Source organism: Shewanella sp. TC10, from assembly GCF_009663145.1.
In the GTDB taxonomy this organism is placed as follows: Bacteria; Pseudomonadota; Gammaproteobacteria; order Enterobacterales; family Shewanellaceae; genus Shewanella.
In genome coordinates, this window is sequence record NZ_VKHR01000066.1 from 1 (window position 1) to 14,703 (window position 14,703).

16 protein-coding genes are annotated in these 14,703 nt (G+C 40.7%); 12 read left to right on the forward strand and 4 right to left on the reverse strand.

Annotated elements, in window-relative coordinates:
• Nucleotides 1-288, forward strand: a 288-nt coding sequence (locus tag FNZ24_RS18285; protein WP_194945100.1) for an L-serine ammonia-lyase, iron-sulfur-dependent, subunit alpha, incomplete at its 5' end; no start/stop codon positions are given.
• Nucleotides 289-368: 80 nt separating this feature from the next.
• On the opposite strand, the gene FNZ24_RS18290 is transcribed toward FNZ24_RS18285, so the two are convergent.
• Nucleotides 369-830, reverse strand: coding sequence for a GNAT family N-acetyltransferase (locus FNZ24_RS18290; protein WP_153916272.1), 462 nt, complete (start codon nt 828-830; stop codon nt 369-371).
• Between the two features lie 107 nt (nt 831-937).
• Between FNZ24_RS18290 and FNZ24_RS18295 the strand changes: the two genes are divergently transcribed.
• Nucleotides 938-1,303 carry a hypothetical protein gene (locus FNZ24_RS18295; RefSeq protein WP_416384852.1) on the forward strand — a complete coding sequence of 122 codons (366 nt, stop codon included), beginning with the start codon at nt 938-940 and terminating at the stop codon, nt 1,301-1,303.
• A gap of 168 nt (nt 1,304-1,471) precedes the next feature.
• Complete coding sequence (locus tag FNZ24_RS18300) at nt 1,472-2,812, forward strand: dicarboxylate/amino acid:cation symporter (protein ID WP_153916273.1); 1,341 nt, start codon at nt 1,472-1,474, stop codon at nt 2,810-2,812.
• A 137-nt stretch (nt 2,813-2,949) separates the two neighbouring features.
• Here the strand turns inward: FNZ24_RS18300 and FNZ24_RS18305 are convergent, their stop codons facing one another.
• Nucleotides 2,950-3,369 (reverse strand): META domain-containing protein, encoded by a 420-nt coding sequence (locus FNZ24_RS18305; protein WP_153916274.1) that lies wholly within the window; start codon nt 3,367-3,369, stop codon nt 2,950-2,952.
• 184 nt (nt 3,370-3,553) lie between these two features.
• Between FNZ24_RS18305 and FNZ24_RS18310 the strand changes: the two genes are divergently transcribed.
• The 3 genes from FNZ24_RS18310 (at nt 3,554) to FNZ24_RS18320 (ending at nt 4,811) form a co-directional block, all read left to right on the forward strand.
• The gene (locus tag FNZ24_RS18310) at nt 3,554-3,787 is read left to right on the forward strand and encodes a hypothetical protein (RefSeq protein ID WP_153916275.1); all 234 of its coding nucleotides are present in this window, start codon (nt 3,554-3,556) and stop codon (nt 3,785-3,787) included.
• Entirely contained in the window at nt 3,784-4,368 is a 585-nt protein-coding gene (locus FNZ24_RS18315) for a GNAT family N-acetyltransferase (RefSeq protein ID WP_194945101.1), read from the forward strand. Before FNZ24_RS18310 ends, FNZ24_RS18315 begins: the two co-directional genes overlap by 4 nt.
• 65 nt (nt 4,369-4,433) lie before the next feature.
• Nucleotides 4,434-4,811 (forward strand): hypothetical protein, encoded by a 378-nt coding sequence (locus FNZ24_RS18320; RefSeq protein WP_153916276.1) that lies wholly within the window; start codon nt 4,434-4,436, stop codon nt 4,809-4,811.
• 35 nt (nt 4,812-4,846) lie between these two features.
• Here the strand turns inward: FNZ24_RS18320 and FNZ24_RS18325 are convergent, their stop codons facing one another.
• Complete coding sequence (locus FNZ24_RS18325) at nt 4,847-5,398, reverse strand: GNAT family N-acetyltransferase (protein WP_153916277.1); 552 nt, start codon at nt 5,396-5,398, stop codon at nt 4,847-4,849.
• Between the two features lie 325 nt (nt 5,399-5,723).
• Here FNZ24_RS18325 and FNZ24_RS18330 point away from each other — a divergent pair, with 325 nt between their 5' ends.
• Both FNZ24_RS18330 and FNZ24_RS18335 read left to right on the forward strand, forming a co-directional pair.
• Nucleotides 5,724-6,344 carry a flavin reductase family protein gene (locus tag FNZ24_RS18330; RefSeq protein WP_228768542.1) on the forward strand — a complete coding sequence of 207 codons (621 nt, stop codon included), beginning with the start codon at nt 5,724-5,726 and terminating at the stop codon, nt 6,342-6,344.
• Nucleotides 6,345-6,458: 114 nt separating this feature from the next.
• Nucleotides 6,459-7,022, forward strand: coding sequence for an MAPEG family protein (locus FNZ24_RS18335; RefSeq protein ID WP_153916278.1), 564 nt, complete (start codon nt 6,459-6,461; stop codon nt 7,020-7,022).
• A 77-nt stretch (nt 7,023-7,099) separates the two neighbouring features.
• Here the strand turns inward: FNZ24_RS18335 and metK are convergent, their stop codons facing one another.
• Complete coding sequence (gene metK, locus FNZ24_RS18340; RefSeq protein WP_153916295.1) at nt 7,100-8,251, reverse strand: methionine adenosyltransferase; 1,152 nt, start codon at nt 8,249-8,251, stop codon at nt 7,100-7,102.
• A 576-nt stretch (nt 8,252-8,827) separates the two neighbouring features.
• On the opposite strand from metK, the gene tkt reads away from it, so the two are divergent.
• The 4 genes from tkt (at nt 8,828) to fba (ending at nt 14,568) form a co-directional block, all read left to right on the forward strand.
• Complete coding sequence (tkt, locus tag FNZ24_RS18345; RefSeq protein ID WP_153916279.1) at nt 8,828-10,822, forward strand: transketolase; 1,995 nt, start codon at nt 8,828-8,830, stop codon at nt 10,820-10,822.
• A gap of 132 nt (nt 10,823-10,954) precedes the next feature.
• Nucleotides 10,955-11,977: an erythrose-4-phosphate dehydrogenase gene (gene epd, locus FNZ24_RS18350; protein ID WP_153916280.1), complete on the forward strand. Its 1,023-nt coding sequence runs from the start codon at nt 10,955-10,957 to the stop codon at nt 11,975-11,977.
• Between the two features lie 86 nt (nt 11,978-12,063).
• Nucleotides 12,064-13,239: a phosphoglycerate kinase gene (locus tag FNZ24_RS18355; RefSeq protein WP_153916281.1), complete on the forward strand. Its 1,176-nt coding sequence runs from the start codon at nt 12,064-12,066 to the stop codon at nt 13,237-13,239.
• 261 nt (nt 13,240-13,500) lie between these two features.
• Nucleotides 13,501-14,568: a class II fructose-bisphosphate aldolase gene (fba, locus tag FNZ24_RS18360; protein ID WP_153916282.1), complete on the forward strand. Its 1,068-nt coding sequence runs from the start codon at nt 13,501-13,503 to the stop codon at nt 14,566-14,568.
• Nucleotides 14,569-14,703: the final 135 nt, after the last annotated feature.

Sequence of the window (14,703 nt, forward strand, 5' to 3'; positions counted from 1 at the left end):
CTGGAGTTCAGGACGTTGTGCTCTTCCGWTSGTATGGAGCATAACCTTGGTTTAACTTGCGATCCTGTTGCTGGCCAAGTTCAAGTGCCATGTATTGAACGTAATGCAATTGCATCTGTTAAAGCTATTAACTCATCACGCATGGCGCTGCGTCGTAACTCTGAGCCTAGAGTGAGCCTAGATAAAGTGATCGCGACTATGTATGAAACTGGTAAAGACATGCACTCAAAATATCGTGAAACCAGCCAAGGCGGTCTAGCGATAAAGGTGACCAATTTGTGCGCTTAGCTTAATAGTATCTATTTAATCAAAAGGCTTTCAATTGAAAGCCTTTTTTATGTCTGATGTTAATCGCTTAACTGCGGGTATTAATCTTTCATTCCTTCGGCAATTTCTTCATACATGAGGTAATGACTTTGCTCCATGCCTAACGCTTCGTAGGTCTTTTGCGCAGGTAAATTATCGTGCTCTACATATAATCTAAAACTTGCTGCTCCGCCAATATCTGCAGCCATTGATTTGACCGTGTTATATAGCTTGGCATAGATGCCTTGGCGACGATTTTGTGGACGAATATAAACACTTTGAATCCAACAATAATTAGTTGCGCGCCAGTCGCTCCACTCAAGTGTCACCATTAAAGAACCAACAATCTCTCCCTCGATTTCAGCCACTAAATAAAAGCCTTTTTCTGGGCTGTTGAGCATAGTGTCAACGCCCTTGGTAAGCAGTTCATTGTCTAATGACAAGTTTTCTGTCTCCATTGCCATGGCTTGGTTAAAATCAACTAATGCTGATAAATCTGATAGTTGGCCTTTTCTTATTTTCATTCTGGCTCCTTGAAGAGAAAAATATGCTAATTTTTGAGACATTTTTATTCGACTAAAGTCTAAGCTGCTATGCTTAATACTTGTCTTGTATGGTTTGAGAGAATGCTATGGATAAATCAAAATATCAATTCAGAGTATATCGTTACTTTGCTCATCCTAGTCGTGCTAATTGCGCCATTGGCAATCACATACAGGCTTCGCATCTTCAAATGCCACATCCTACTATAGCCACACAAGATCAACAGCAAGCGATTAATCATGTGCTCCACTTTACTTTGACCCTGTTTAGCCTTGGCTTATGGGCTATGGTGTGGTGGTGGCTGATATTAAAATCTCGCGGACAGCAGCATAATCCCTTTGCAGGATTTGATGATGATTACTGGAGTTACTTAATCGAAAGGGAACGTCCGCCAGCTGCGCTATACCCCACAAAGGTTGGAAAAGACGAAGTTAAGTATATTTTCGAGGCCTAATAGTATTTATTAGGCATTAGACTTGAGTAAGATGATATAGATCATCCAATAGACCTTGATTGTCGTGCTAGTATGCCGCGCCGATTTTATAGATTATTGCCATACTCAAAGTAATAAGCCGCTCGGCAACCGAATTTTATTACTTACTCAATCAGCAAGGTTTACATCATGTCAAAACATGCTCCGTCATTTCCACGTCGAGTTTGGTCTCGTTGGATGTCTGTTCCGTTGTGGTTACAAATCCTTATCGGGATGGTGCTAGGTATTATCGCAGGGGTTAGCTTAGGTGAAGATGCAAGTTATCTTAAACCGATAGGTACCTTATTCGTTAACACCATTAAAATGTTAATCGTGCCGTTAGTTTTTTGCTCTTTAATCGTCGGTGTGACGTCGATGCAAGACACTGCCAAAATGGGTCGCATAGGTTTTAAATCATTTGCTTTCTATTTAGGAACAACCTCAATAGCAATTAGCATCGGTTTGTTGGTTGGTAATATCATGCAACCAGGTGCAGGCCTTGGATTGCAAACTAGTGAAATTATTAATGAAGTGAAAGAAGTGCCTACCTTGATGGACACCTTGATTAATATTGTTCCTACCAATCCAGTAGCGGCGTTAGCAAGTGGCCAGATTTTGCAGGTGATTGTATTTGCAGTCGCACTAGGTATTTCCCTTGTACTGATTGGCGATCACGGTAAACCTGCCATTCGCGTATTTGAAAGCTTAGCTGAAGCCATGTTTAAACTGACTGACCTGGTGATGAAGCTTGCACCATATGGCGTGTTTGGTTTGATGGCGTGGGTAGCAGGTGAGTATGGTTTAGATATGCTACTGCCATTGATTAAAGTGATTGTTGCGGTATATATCGGCTGTGCTTTACATATCCTAGGCTTCTACAGTTTAGTGCTAAGTGTGCTTGGTAAGCTTAATCCTGTTCAATTCTTTAAAGGCATTGGTAATGCGATGGCTGTTGCGTTTACCACGTCTAGCTCAGCTGGCACATTGCCGGCGAGTATGAAATGCGCCAGTGAAAATTTAGGTATTAATAAGAAGATATCTAGCTTTGTATTACCCCTAGGCACCACCATTAATATGGATGGTACAGCGCTTTACCAAGGTGTCACTGCATTATTTGTCGCCCAGGCTTTTGGTATTGATTTAACCTGGGTTGATTACATCACGATTGTACTCACTGCGACCTTGGCTTCAATTGGTACTGCCGGTGTTCCTGGTGCTGGTTTAGTGATGCTGACGCTAGTCTTAACCACAGTGGGATTACCGCTAGAAGGTGTGGCGATCATTGCTGGTATTGACCGTGTGTTAGACATGGCACGTACCGTGGTTAACGTATCGGGTGATTTAGTGGCTACGACGATTATTGCTAGTTCAGAAGATGAATTAGATGTAGAGCATTACAATGCAGATATGGAACAATCGGCGATAATTGCACAGCATTCAGAAGTCGATATGCAGCAAAAAGTCGAAGATAATATTAGAACAGGTAGCTAATCTAGTTATTCGTTTTTATTAGCCAATAACTTAGCTAAAGTATTGGATCTTAAGTAAATAAAAAAGAGTGAACTCGCTATGTTAATAACAGCGGTTTCACTCTTTTTTTGTATCAATAAACAAAAGATATAGGCGGGTTAGTCTTCTTTTTTGCTCAGTACCAATAAATTGGCACCTTCATCTGATTTTAACAATAACTTGCCTGACTTTGAGGTTTTGATATTCGTGACTAAAGGCATGGCTTTCATAACACGTTGTTCTTGTTTCATTAAAACATCAACGCAAGCCATCATGCTCGAACCTGCCGGGGAAAGTGTTAATTGATTTTCTTGCTGCTCATACTCACCAAAAAATTGGTTGCAGCTATTATTACCTGATAGTTTTCCGTCTGCAGCGAAAGTGATTTCCGCAGGACTATGATTGATGACGGCTTCAGATAACGCTGACTCCACATACCAGTTGCCAATTAAATTGATTTCTTCAGCTTGATGACTGTTGCTTTGACAAGCACTAAGGCCGAAAATAACCAGACAAGCGGTGAAAATGGGTTTTATCATGTTGGGTGTATTCCAATAAGGACGCTAATAACCATAGTATATACTGTGTTTTAGCGTTATTTTCATCCTGAAGTAGAATTAATCATAAAAATGAGTACCTATTGAAGCATTTAAGCCCAAATGCTTAAAACTTGGCAATATAAGTGCTAATCATTCAGCATCTATCACCCTAAGAGTTAACCCTATGAGTAAAGTTTTTAAAGTCATGCACATGCTAGGTTTATTATTTGTTGGTATTGGTGCCTGTTTGTATTTACTGACAGACGTCAGTAATGAGATTAGTGGCATGATGCTAGTTGCGAGTCTTATTGGTGTTGGTCTATTAATTATGGCGCCATATCCTGTCGCGTTAGTGATTGAATCGGCTCAAAAGCAGCAAACTAATGAAAATACTAAAAGTGATGAAAAGACGAAATGAGTATTCATTACCGATTAGCGACTAATCTTGATGCGGCAGAAATTGCTCGTTTAGAGCAGCAATACATGAATGATGAGTTATCAGTATCTGCAGATACTATGTCTGCAGGTGAAATGTCTGCAGTTACGATGTCTGGTCAATGTTTTTCTAAAGTCCAGCTCAATGAGTTGATTGAGCAAGGCTGGATAGTGCTGGCTGAATCGAAAGCTGAAGCGGTTACTTCCATTGTAGGGTATGTCATTGCTGGCCCCTGGTCTTGGTTTCAGACTTGGGGAATTTATGCTCACGTGTTACGTAAACTTAATGATATCGAAATTGGGTTTAGTAGAGTGACAGTAAAAAACAGTTGCCAATATGGCCCCATTTGGATCCATCCAGATTATCGTGGCCAAGGTATTTTTGAACAGTTAGTGTTGCAACTAAAGCGGAAAGTCGCAGCTAAATATAGCTTTATGGTGACTTTTATTGCAGAACAGAACAGTACTTCTTTTGCTGCTCATACTAAAAAGTCGGCGATGGAAGTGGTGGATTTTTTTAGTTTTCAGCAGCGAGATTACTATTTACTCGTGATGCAGAACTAATGATTGTTGCTACTTTTTCAGTTTATAGTCCGTATAAAAATGTAACTTACATAGTGAGATATTGAATGACGCAAGCGCAGCAAGCAATACAGAAAAATGAGCAATCAAAAATGCAGTTTGAACAAACTTTTCAGCCTTACTTACATTTAAGGCTAGGTGCTTTTGAAAATATGAAAATCGTTGCTGGAGTATTGTCATCAATGGACAAAACCTATTCAACTTTTGAGATTGAATTAGCGAATGAAAAGCCTATTTACGTCGTTGATACTGAATTTGGTGTTGTTAGTTGTGGTCGTACTAATGGTTATGAAGAAGCCATAAGGCTTTTAGAAGGCGAGAAAAAGATTGATTTATCCCAAGCTAGAGCAGTCAATGTGCCAGTATTAAGTTTGCAGCAAATTTCATTTATGTGTGTAGAAACTTCGCATTTTGATCACTGCTAAACCAATGTGCGACAGCTTCAAATATAGTGAATTTTTTAAGCCGTAAGCTTCATTAATATCAGTGGCCTATCTTCCCCTTTTATTTTGTCTTTGTGCTGATATTTTAAAAACTGCTGTTGAATGTCATGATCAATACTCTGGTTTAGCGTAAACCCGTGGCTTTGATAAAAGCTTTTAAGCTGTGGAATACCAAACACATAACTTGGCAGCGTTGAAAGTGAGGGCTTAATAAAGTCCATCAACTGATGTGCAAGTCCGCTTCCTCTAAAATGCTGGCTAACAACTAACCCTGTCACTAAATGGCACTTGCCTATGGTTTTTATTCTAATTGCCGCTGCAATTTCTGTCTTTCTCTCAATTTCTGTCTTTCTCTCAATGCCTCTGGTGATGTTGGGACTCACAGCCAATGGACTAGTTTCATTTCTGATAAGTGCAATCTTGTCATTTAGGTTAGGCTTTGAATAATTTAAATGCTGGCGATAAAACTGTTTGACAGCAGACCACTGTTTTTGAGCGTCGAGGTGTTGATGATCCGCTTTGTTATCTAACGATAATTTAGCCGGATTGAACCATTCAGCAGTTAGCATGATGTTTCCCTAAGAGTGAAATTTAGCGCGTTATTGTTGAATGATAATATTAACAAATCATCTTTTTATCGGCAGTTATATCTAAAAAGAAATTTTGTATGAAGCACTTAAACTGGAACATTTATGGTAGTGACTGGCAAAGTTTGCTGAAGATTTATACAGGAATTAATAAAAATGACTGATAAATAATGTTAATAACTTGTTTCTTTGGTTGTGGGCTGTTTTAGGCTTGTTTGAAATTTTATAGGGTGATAGCTTAATAAGTAACTTGTTTAGCTTATGATTTTCATTGATTTACTTGCGAAGTGATTATGAGGGTCGATGTTTGAAACAGCCTGAGAATGTAATGGAATTTTTACCAAAGTCATTAACATCACAACAGATTTATAAGTTACTCATCGGTGGCGTGAGTCCAAGACCAATAGCTTGGGTTTCGACAGTGTCAAAAAATGGTGTAAATAACTTAGCGCCTTTTTCCTTTTTCACGGTTGCCAGTGCCAATCCTCCCGTTTTATGTTTTAACCCAATGAGCACAGATAAAGGTGTTGAAAAAGATACCTTGGCTAATATTCGCGAACAACAAGAGTTCGTGATTAATAGTGTGAGTTATCAAGATTTAGCTGTGATGAATCAAACTTGCCATCAGTTACCAGCAGAAGAAGATGAGTTTGAATATGCTGGTGTTGAAAAGCAGACTTCGACACTCGTAACTCCTTATAGAGTTAAGCAAGCTTTGGTGAGCTTTGAGTGTCGCCTAAATCAAATCGTCGATTTAGGTCATGAGCCAATGGCTGGGCACTTGGTATTGGGTGATGTTGTCGCCATTCATGTGCGGGATGATGCGGTCAATGATTTTAAAATTGATAGTGAAAAGCTAGATGCTATCGGCAGAATGGCTGGCAATGACTATAGTTTAACAAGAGAGAAAATTCAGCTAAATCGATAGCCAAAGGTTTAGCTATAGCCCAAAAAGGGCAAACCAGAGTGAGTGACCAAATCAATGAAGGATCATCTAGGTCATTATTTTAAGTTAGTTGAGCATTAAGTACAGGGAGAGATAATGCCACTTTCAAGTCCAATTACAACAAGGTTATCGAGTAAGCAACGCGATGTGACTAAAGGCATTGTGCTGGGGATGCTGGTTTCATTTGCCGTAGTTATTTATGGCTCGTTAGCGAACCCGTTTGAATATAGTGAGCCGCAATCTTTAATAGAAAGGTTAGTCATTTACGCTTATGGCATGATTTTACCGACACTCAGCTTAATCATTGCTGTTGGGAGAGTGGCAAAACATCGCTTTTTTAATGCTGCAGATATCGATGGCCGCAGCTTTTATGAAGAGTCTGAACGAGCAAGGCGCTTGCAAAATGTACTGCAAAATACCCTAGAGCAATTTTGCATAGTGATGAGTGTATATTTTTTGTGGGCCTTCATTATGCCTGCGGATTACATGTCACTGATTGCACTTATATCAGTATTATTCTTTATTGGCAGAATCTTATTTATGCGCGGTTATGATAAAGGGGCTGGAGCAAGATCAATCGGTTTTAGTTTGACCTTTTACCCTTCGGTGTTAACTGTTGGGGCTATTATTATTTATCTCTTCTATCGCACCTTCACTTAATCAGTAATTGAAGACATAAAAAAACCGTCAATTGACGGTTTTTTTGTCTTACTGAGTTAGCTAATAAGTTTTAACACTTATAGACCAGCATCAGCACGTAAAATTTCAGCTTTATCTGTCGCTTCCCAAGGGAATTCATTACGGCCAAAGTGACCATAAGCAGCAGTGCTTTGGTAGATAGGACGTGCAAGGTCTAACATTGCTGTTAAGCCATAAGGACGAAGTTCAAAGTGCTGACGTACAAGTTTAATTAGAACGTCCTCAGACACTTTACCAGTACCAAAGGTTTCGATACTGATTGAAGTCGGCTCAGCAACACCAATTGCGTAAGACACTTGAATCTCACAACGGTCAGCAAGTCCTGCAGCTACGATGTTTTTAGCAACGTAACGAGCAGCATATGCAGCACTACGGTCAACTTTAGATGGGTCTTTACCTGAGAAAGCACCACCACCGTGACGAGCCATACCACCGTAGGTATCTACGATAATTTTACGACCCGTTAAACCACAGTCACCTACAGGTCCGCCAATAACGAAACGGCCGGTTGGGTTAATAAAGTACTTAGTGTCTTTATTTAACCATTGTGAAGGTAAAACTGGCTTAATGATGGTTTCCATCACGCCTTCAATTAAATCTTCTTGGGTCACATCTTCACGGTGCTGAGTCGATAATACGATAGCATCGATACCCTTGATTTGACCGTTTTCATAAGCAAAAGTAACTTGGCTTTTTGCATCTGGACGTAACCAAGGTAACGTGCCGTCTTTACGTACTTCTGACTGACGCTTCACTAACTTGTGTGCGTAAGTAATAGGAGCAGGCATTAATACGTCGGTTTCGTTACTTGCATAACCAAACATTAAACCTTGGTCACCAGCACCTTGTTCAGCTGGATCGCTACGATCAACACCTTGATTAATATCCGGAGACTGTTTACCAATGGCATTTAAAATCGCGCAAGAGTCAGCATCAAAACCCATATCTGAATGAGTGTAACCAATTTCACGTACTGTTTTACGTGTGATTTCTTCGATATCAACCCAAGCTGATGTAGTGACTTCACCGCCGACTAAAACCATACCGGTCTTAACGTAAGTTTCACAAGCAACACGAGCTTTTGGATCTTGCTCTAAAATTGCGTCTAGTACCGCATCAGAAATCTGATCGGCGATTTTATCTGGATGACCTTCTGAGACCGACTCAGAGGTGAACAAGTGGTTTGCCATAGTTGGTAAATCTCGTCTTTTGGAATTTGAACGTGTAGAAGCATCTACATCTAGACGTCTATAATAATTCAAATCTAGTTGGATAACACCCCTTAGAACTAATATAAGTTAAAAATTGTGCAATCATTCAAAGATTTATAAATATCTGAATTGACCTGTTTAGCATTCAAATAAATTAATCTTATGAATTTTATGCTAATTATTTACTTTTTAGCGTAAAGAGAAAGGCATTTAAAGTTAAAAATAAAACAATTATTTTAGTTGATGTTTATCACTTTGTTGGTTTTTTTAGCGCCATTTTGGCAACAAATATTCACGTATAACAGCAATGCTTAATTCATTAATAAAACGAGTAATAGTTTACGTTGCGAATAATTCTAATAAATAGTTATACAAATGTTACCGCTAACATGCTATAAAATGGCTAAATTATCATCGTGTTTAGCCTGCAAAGGATTGTTGTACGCAAAAAAGTCTCTATTAGATCTAATAAAAATTTGCGTCATACCGCCTAGTAGGGGAAAATATGCCCCCACAATTGCCCGCTAGACCTCACACTTATAAGCAGGAGAGAGCATGTCATCTCGTAAAGAACTCGCTAACGCAATCCGTGCATTAACCATGGATGCTGTTCAAAAAGCCAATTCTGGCCACCCAGGTGCACCAATGGGAATGGCTGACATTGCTGAAGTGCTATGGAATGACTTCCTTAAGCACAACCCAAATAACCCTGAGTGGGTTGATCGTGACCGTTTTGTATTATCAAATGGCCATGGTTCAATGCTTATATACTCTTTGCTGCATTTAACGGGTTATGCATTACCAATTGAAGAATTAAAGAATTTCCGTCAGCTTCACTCTAAAACCCCTGGTCACCCTGAATATGGTTACACTCCAGGCGTTGAAACCACTACAGGCCCATTAGGCGCTGGTATCAGTAATGCTGTTGGTATGGCGATTGCTGAAAAAACCTTAGCGGCACAATTTAACCAACCAGGTCACGATATTGTTGATCACTTCACTTACTGTTTCTTAGGTGATGGTTGTTTGATGGAAGGTATTTCACATGAAGCTTGTTCATTAGCAGGTACCTTAGGTCTAGGTAAGCTTGTGGCATTCTGGGATGACAACGGTATTTCTATCGATGGTCATGTTGAAGGCTGGTTCACTGACGACACGCCTAAGCGTTTCGAATCATACGGCTGGCATGTTATTGCTAACGTTGACGGTCATGACAGCGATGCTATTCGCGCTGCAATCGAAGAAGCTAAATCAGTGACTGATAAGCCTACAATGATTTGTTGTAAAACCACGATTGGTTTTGGTTCGCCAAACAAATCTGGTAGCCATGATTGTCACGGTGCGCCACTGGGTAACGATGAAATCGCTGCTGCTCGTGAGTTCCTAGGTTGGGATCATGCTGCATTCGAAATTCCTGAAACCGTTTATGAAGGTTGGGATGCTAAAGAAGCAGGCGCTTCAAATGAAGCAAGCTGGAATGAGAAATTTGCTGCCTATAGTGCTGCTTTCCCTGAACTTGCTGCAGAGTACAAACGCCGTGTTATCACTGGCGAACTTCCTGCTGAATTTGAAGAAAAAGCTAATGCATTTATTCAAGATTGCCAAGATAAAGCTGAAGGTATTGCAAGTCGTAAAGCTTCGCAAAATGCCATTGGTTTCTTCGGTGAAATGTTACCAGAGTTATTAGGTGGCAGTGCCGATTTAGCGGGTTCTAACTTAACGCTTTGGTCTGGTTCAAAAGGGATTCAAGACGATCCTGCTGGTAACTACATCTTTTACGGTGTACGTGAATTCGGCATGAGCGGTATTATGAATGGTGCCTCTTTACACGGTGGTTTCATTAACTACGGTGCGACTTTCATGATGTTCATGGAATACGCACGTAATGCTGTACGTATGTCTGCATTAATGGGCATTCAAAACGTATTCGTTTATACCCATGATTCAATTGGTCAAGGTGAAGATGGTCCTACTCACCAACCAGTAGAGCAACTTGCTAACTTGCGCATGACACCAAACATGACTGTATGGCGTCCGTGTGATGCTGCTGAAACTGCAGTATCTTGGAAGTCAGCAATTGAAAACCGTAAAGCGCCAACTTCACTGATCTTTAGTCGTCAAGGCCTTAAAGCCCAAGCTCGTTCAGCTGAGCAGTTAGCTAACGTTGCAAAAGGTGGTTATGTACTGTCTGATTGTGAAGGCTCTGCAGAGGTTATCCTTATTGCTACTGGTAGTGAAGTTCAGCTTGCACTTGATTCTGCTGCAGCATTGACTGAAAAAGGTCAAAAAGTTCGCGTAGTTTCTATGCCTTCTACTAACGTGTTTGATAAGCAAGACGCAGCTTACAAAGAGTCAGTATTACCACCAGCTGTTACTAAGCGTGTAGCGATTGAAGCTGCTCACATAGATTACTGGTACAAATATGTTGGCTTTAACGGCGCTGTTGTTGGCATGACTACCTTTGGTGAGTCTGCTCCAGGTGGCGACTTATTGAAGCACTTTGGCTTTACAGTTGAGAATGTAGTTAACACTGTAAACTCACTGGTTTAACCAAAAATACAGTTAAATAATAAGGGTAAACTTTTACCCTTTAAGTCTGTATAATGGCGGCCTGCAATCACTTGCAGGCCGTTTTTTTATCCGCATTTTACTGAGTACTGTTAAGAGGAAGCTTAACCCTCAATGATCCGAGTCGCTATTAATGGTTATGGCCGTATAGGTCGTTCTATCCTCCGTGCACTATACGAGTCGGGTAAACGTCAAGAAATCCAGATCGTGGCAATCAATGAACTTGCCAAACCTGCCGCCATCAGTCATCTCACTCAATATGACACTACCCATGGCCGTTTTCAAAACACAGTCAAACTAAAAGATGAACAGCTTGTTATCGGCGATGATGTCATTCAGTTATTCCATCAACCTGATGCCAGTTTATTGCCTTGGTCAGAACTCGATATAGATATCGTTTATGAGTGCAGTGGTAGTTTAGGCGATCGGTCTGAATGTGAAGCACATATTAAAGCAGGTGCAAAACAAGTACTCATTAGTCACCCTTCTTCAGCAGATGTTGATGCCACTATTGTATTTGGTGTCAATGATGATTTACTTAAAGCTGACCATACCGTGGTATCAAATGCATCATGCACTACCAACTGTATTGTGCCTGTCATTGATGTGCTAGATAATCATTTTGGTGTTAAAAGTGGTGCCATCACTACGATTCATTCGTCGATGAATGATCAACAAGTGATTGACGCATATCATGATGATTTACGTCGAACCCGCGCTGCAGGGCAGTCAATTATCCCAGTTGATACTAAGCTTGCTCGTGGTATCGAGCGAATTTTGCCGCACATGAAAGATAAATTTGAAGCTATTTCAGTCCGAGTACCTACGATCAATGTTACCGCAATCGATTTATCGGTGACTTTGAACGAACGGGTTGATATTGAAAAAATTAACCATGTTTTAGAGCACGCTGCAAGCGGATTATTCAATGCAGTGTTAGGCTATACTGATGCGCCATTAGTGTCGTGTGACTTTAACCACGACCCACGTTCCAGTATTGTTGATGGCACTCAGACTCGGGTGAGTGATGGCCATTTGGTTAAGTTATTACTTTGGTGTGATAACGAATGGGGTTTTGCAAATCGAATGCTAGACACCAGTTTAGCAATGATCCTGGCAAAGAATACTGAACATTAAATTTACTGTTATTGAGCGCTTTATCTAATAGGTAAAGCGCTCAATAGCAAAAGCAGTTTTGTTTTTAAATTATAAGGAAAGTCTCAATGGCAATTATCAATATGAGTGAGTTGGACTTGACCAATAAGCGTGTGCTTATTCGTGAGGATCTAAACGTACCTGTTAGTGAAGGTGTTGTTACTAGTGATGCACGCCTTAGAGCATCATTGCCAACGATTAAACTAGCACTTGAAAAAGGTGCTGCTGTGATGGTGATGTCACATTTAGGTCGTCCAACTGAAGGCGAGTTTAATGCTGAGTTTTCAATGCAACCAGTGGTGAACTACTTAAATGAAGCACTTGATTGCCCTGTAAGCTTAGCGTCTGACTACCTTGACGGTGTTGATGCTAAAGTCGGTGAAGTCGTCGTATTTGAAAACGTACGCTTTAACGTTGGCGAAAAGAAAAATGATGAAGTATTAGCTAAAAAATTAGCAGCGCTTTGTGATGTTTACGTGATGGATGCCTTTGGCACTGCACATCGCGCACAAGCATCAACCCACGGAGTTGGATTGCACGCACCTGTGGCATGTGCTGGTCCATTATTAGCTGGTGAGCTTTCAGCACTGGGTAAAGCTTTAGATAACCCAGCTCGACCAATGGTGGCTATTGTTGGTGGTTCAAAAGTATCAACTAAGCTAACTGTACTTGAAAGCTTATCAACTAAAGTTGATCAGCTTGTTGTGGGCGGCGGAATTGCAAACACGTTTGTAGCCGCAGCTGGATATCAAGTCGGTAAGTCATTATTCGAAGCTGATTTAGTGGATGAAGCTAAGCGTTTAGTGGCTAACGCCCAAAGTCGTGGCGGTGATATTCCTGTACCAACAGATGTGGTTGTTGCTGGCGAGTTTAGCCCAACAGCAGAAGCAAAATTGAAGTCAGTTAGCGAAGTATCAGATACCGATATGATTTTTGACATTGGTCCTGATAGCGCTGAAGCATTAGCCAAAATCATTGAAGCTGCTGGCACTGTTGTGTGGAACGGCCCAGTAGGCGTATTTGAGTTTGATCAGTTCGGCGAAGGCACTAAACGTATCGCTCAAGCCATTGCTGATTCTAATGCATTCTCAATTGCAGGCGGCGGTGACACTTTAGCAGCTGTTGATAAATACGATATTGCTGACAAAGTCTCTTATATTTCAACCGGTGGCGGTGCTTTTCTTGAGTTCCTAGAAGGAAAAGAATTACCAGCAGTTGTGATGCTTGAGCAGCGCGGCGCGTAATTTAAGTAAAAGTTTTAAAGGTTAGTTTGGGAATACATTATGGCCGTATACCGAAGAGTAAACGCCATGATGTATAACTGACCTTAGTAGTAATTGAGTTAAGAAAAATATAATTATTAGAAAAAAACCGCCCGTACTTTTTCATTTAATCGTTAGCTACCTTCTGGTAAGTAGCGAGAAGTTGATTAAGTACAGGGTATAAAAATCAATCCAAAGCGATAGCGACCTAGGTGAGACATCACCCTATTTTTGGAGTAAAAAATGGCCTTAATATCTCTACGTCAAATGTTAGACCATGCAGCTGAGCACAACTACGGTGTTCCTGCATTCAACGTAAACAACCTTGAGCAAATGCGTGCAATTATGCAAGCAGCTGAAGCAACAGATAGCCCTGTTATTGTTCAGGCTTCAGCAGGTGCGCGTAAGTATGCTCGTCCTCAGTTCCTTAAGTATTTGATGGCTGCAGCCCTTGAGCAGTACCCTGATATTCCAGTATGTATTCACCAAGACCATGGTACCGACCCTGATATTTGTCAGCGTTCAATCCAGTTAGGTATGTCTTCAGTGATGATGGATGGTTCTTTGATGGCTGATGGTAAAACTCCAGCCTCTTACGACTACAATGTTGATGTAACTCGTCGTACTGTAGCTTTCGCACATGCTTGTGGTGTATCTGTTGAAGGTGAAATCGGTTGTTTAGGTAGTTTAGAAACTGGCCAAGCAGGTGAAGAAGATGGCATCGGTGCCGTTGGTACATTAAGCATGGATCAAATGCTAACAACACCTGAGGAAGCGGCACGTTTTGTTGCTGACACTCACGTTGATGCTTTAGCCATTGCAATTGGTACTAGCCATGGTGCATACAAGTTTAGCCGTAAACCTACCGGTGACGTGCTACGTATTGACCGTATTAAAGAGATCCACGCACGTATTCCTAATACTCACTTAGTTATGCATGGTTCGTCTTCTGTACCACAAGAGTGGTTAGAAGTGATTAACCAATACGGTGGCGAAATCCCTGAAACTTACGGTGTACCGTTAGAAGAAATCGTTGAAGGCATTAAGCACGGCGTGCGTAAAGTTAACATCGATACAGATTTACGTTTAGCATCTACTGGTGCAGTGCGTAAGTTCCTTGCTGAAAACCCATCTGAATTCGACCCTCGTAAATTCTTAAAAGCGTCAATGGAAGCAATGGCTGACATCTGTACTACGCGTTACGAAGCATTCGGTTGTGCTGGCATGGGTTCAAAAATCAAGCCTAAGTCTCTTCAAGCTATGTACAAAGCTTACCAATCAGGTGAACTTGACCCGCAAATCAATTCTTAATTAGGTTTTAGTTATATGAAGTGTAATCACTTTTTATAACCTAACTAATTGATTATTAAAGTTTCAAAAAAGCCAGTGAATATCGCTGGCTTTTTTATGTTTAGTAACCAATGAAACTACTTGTATCAAAGCAAT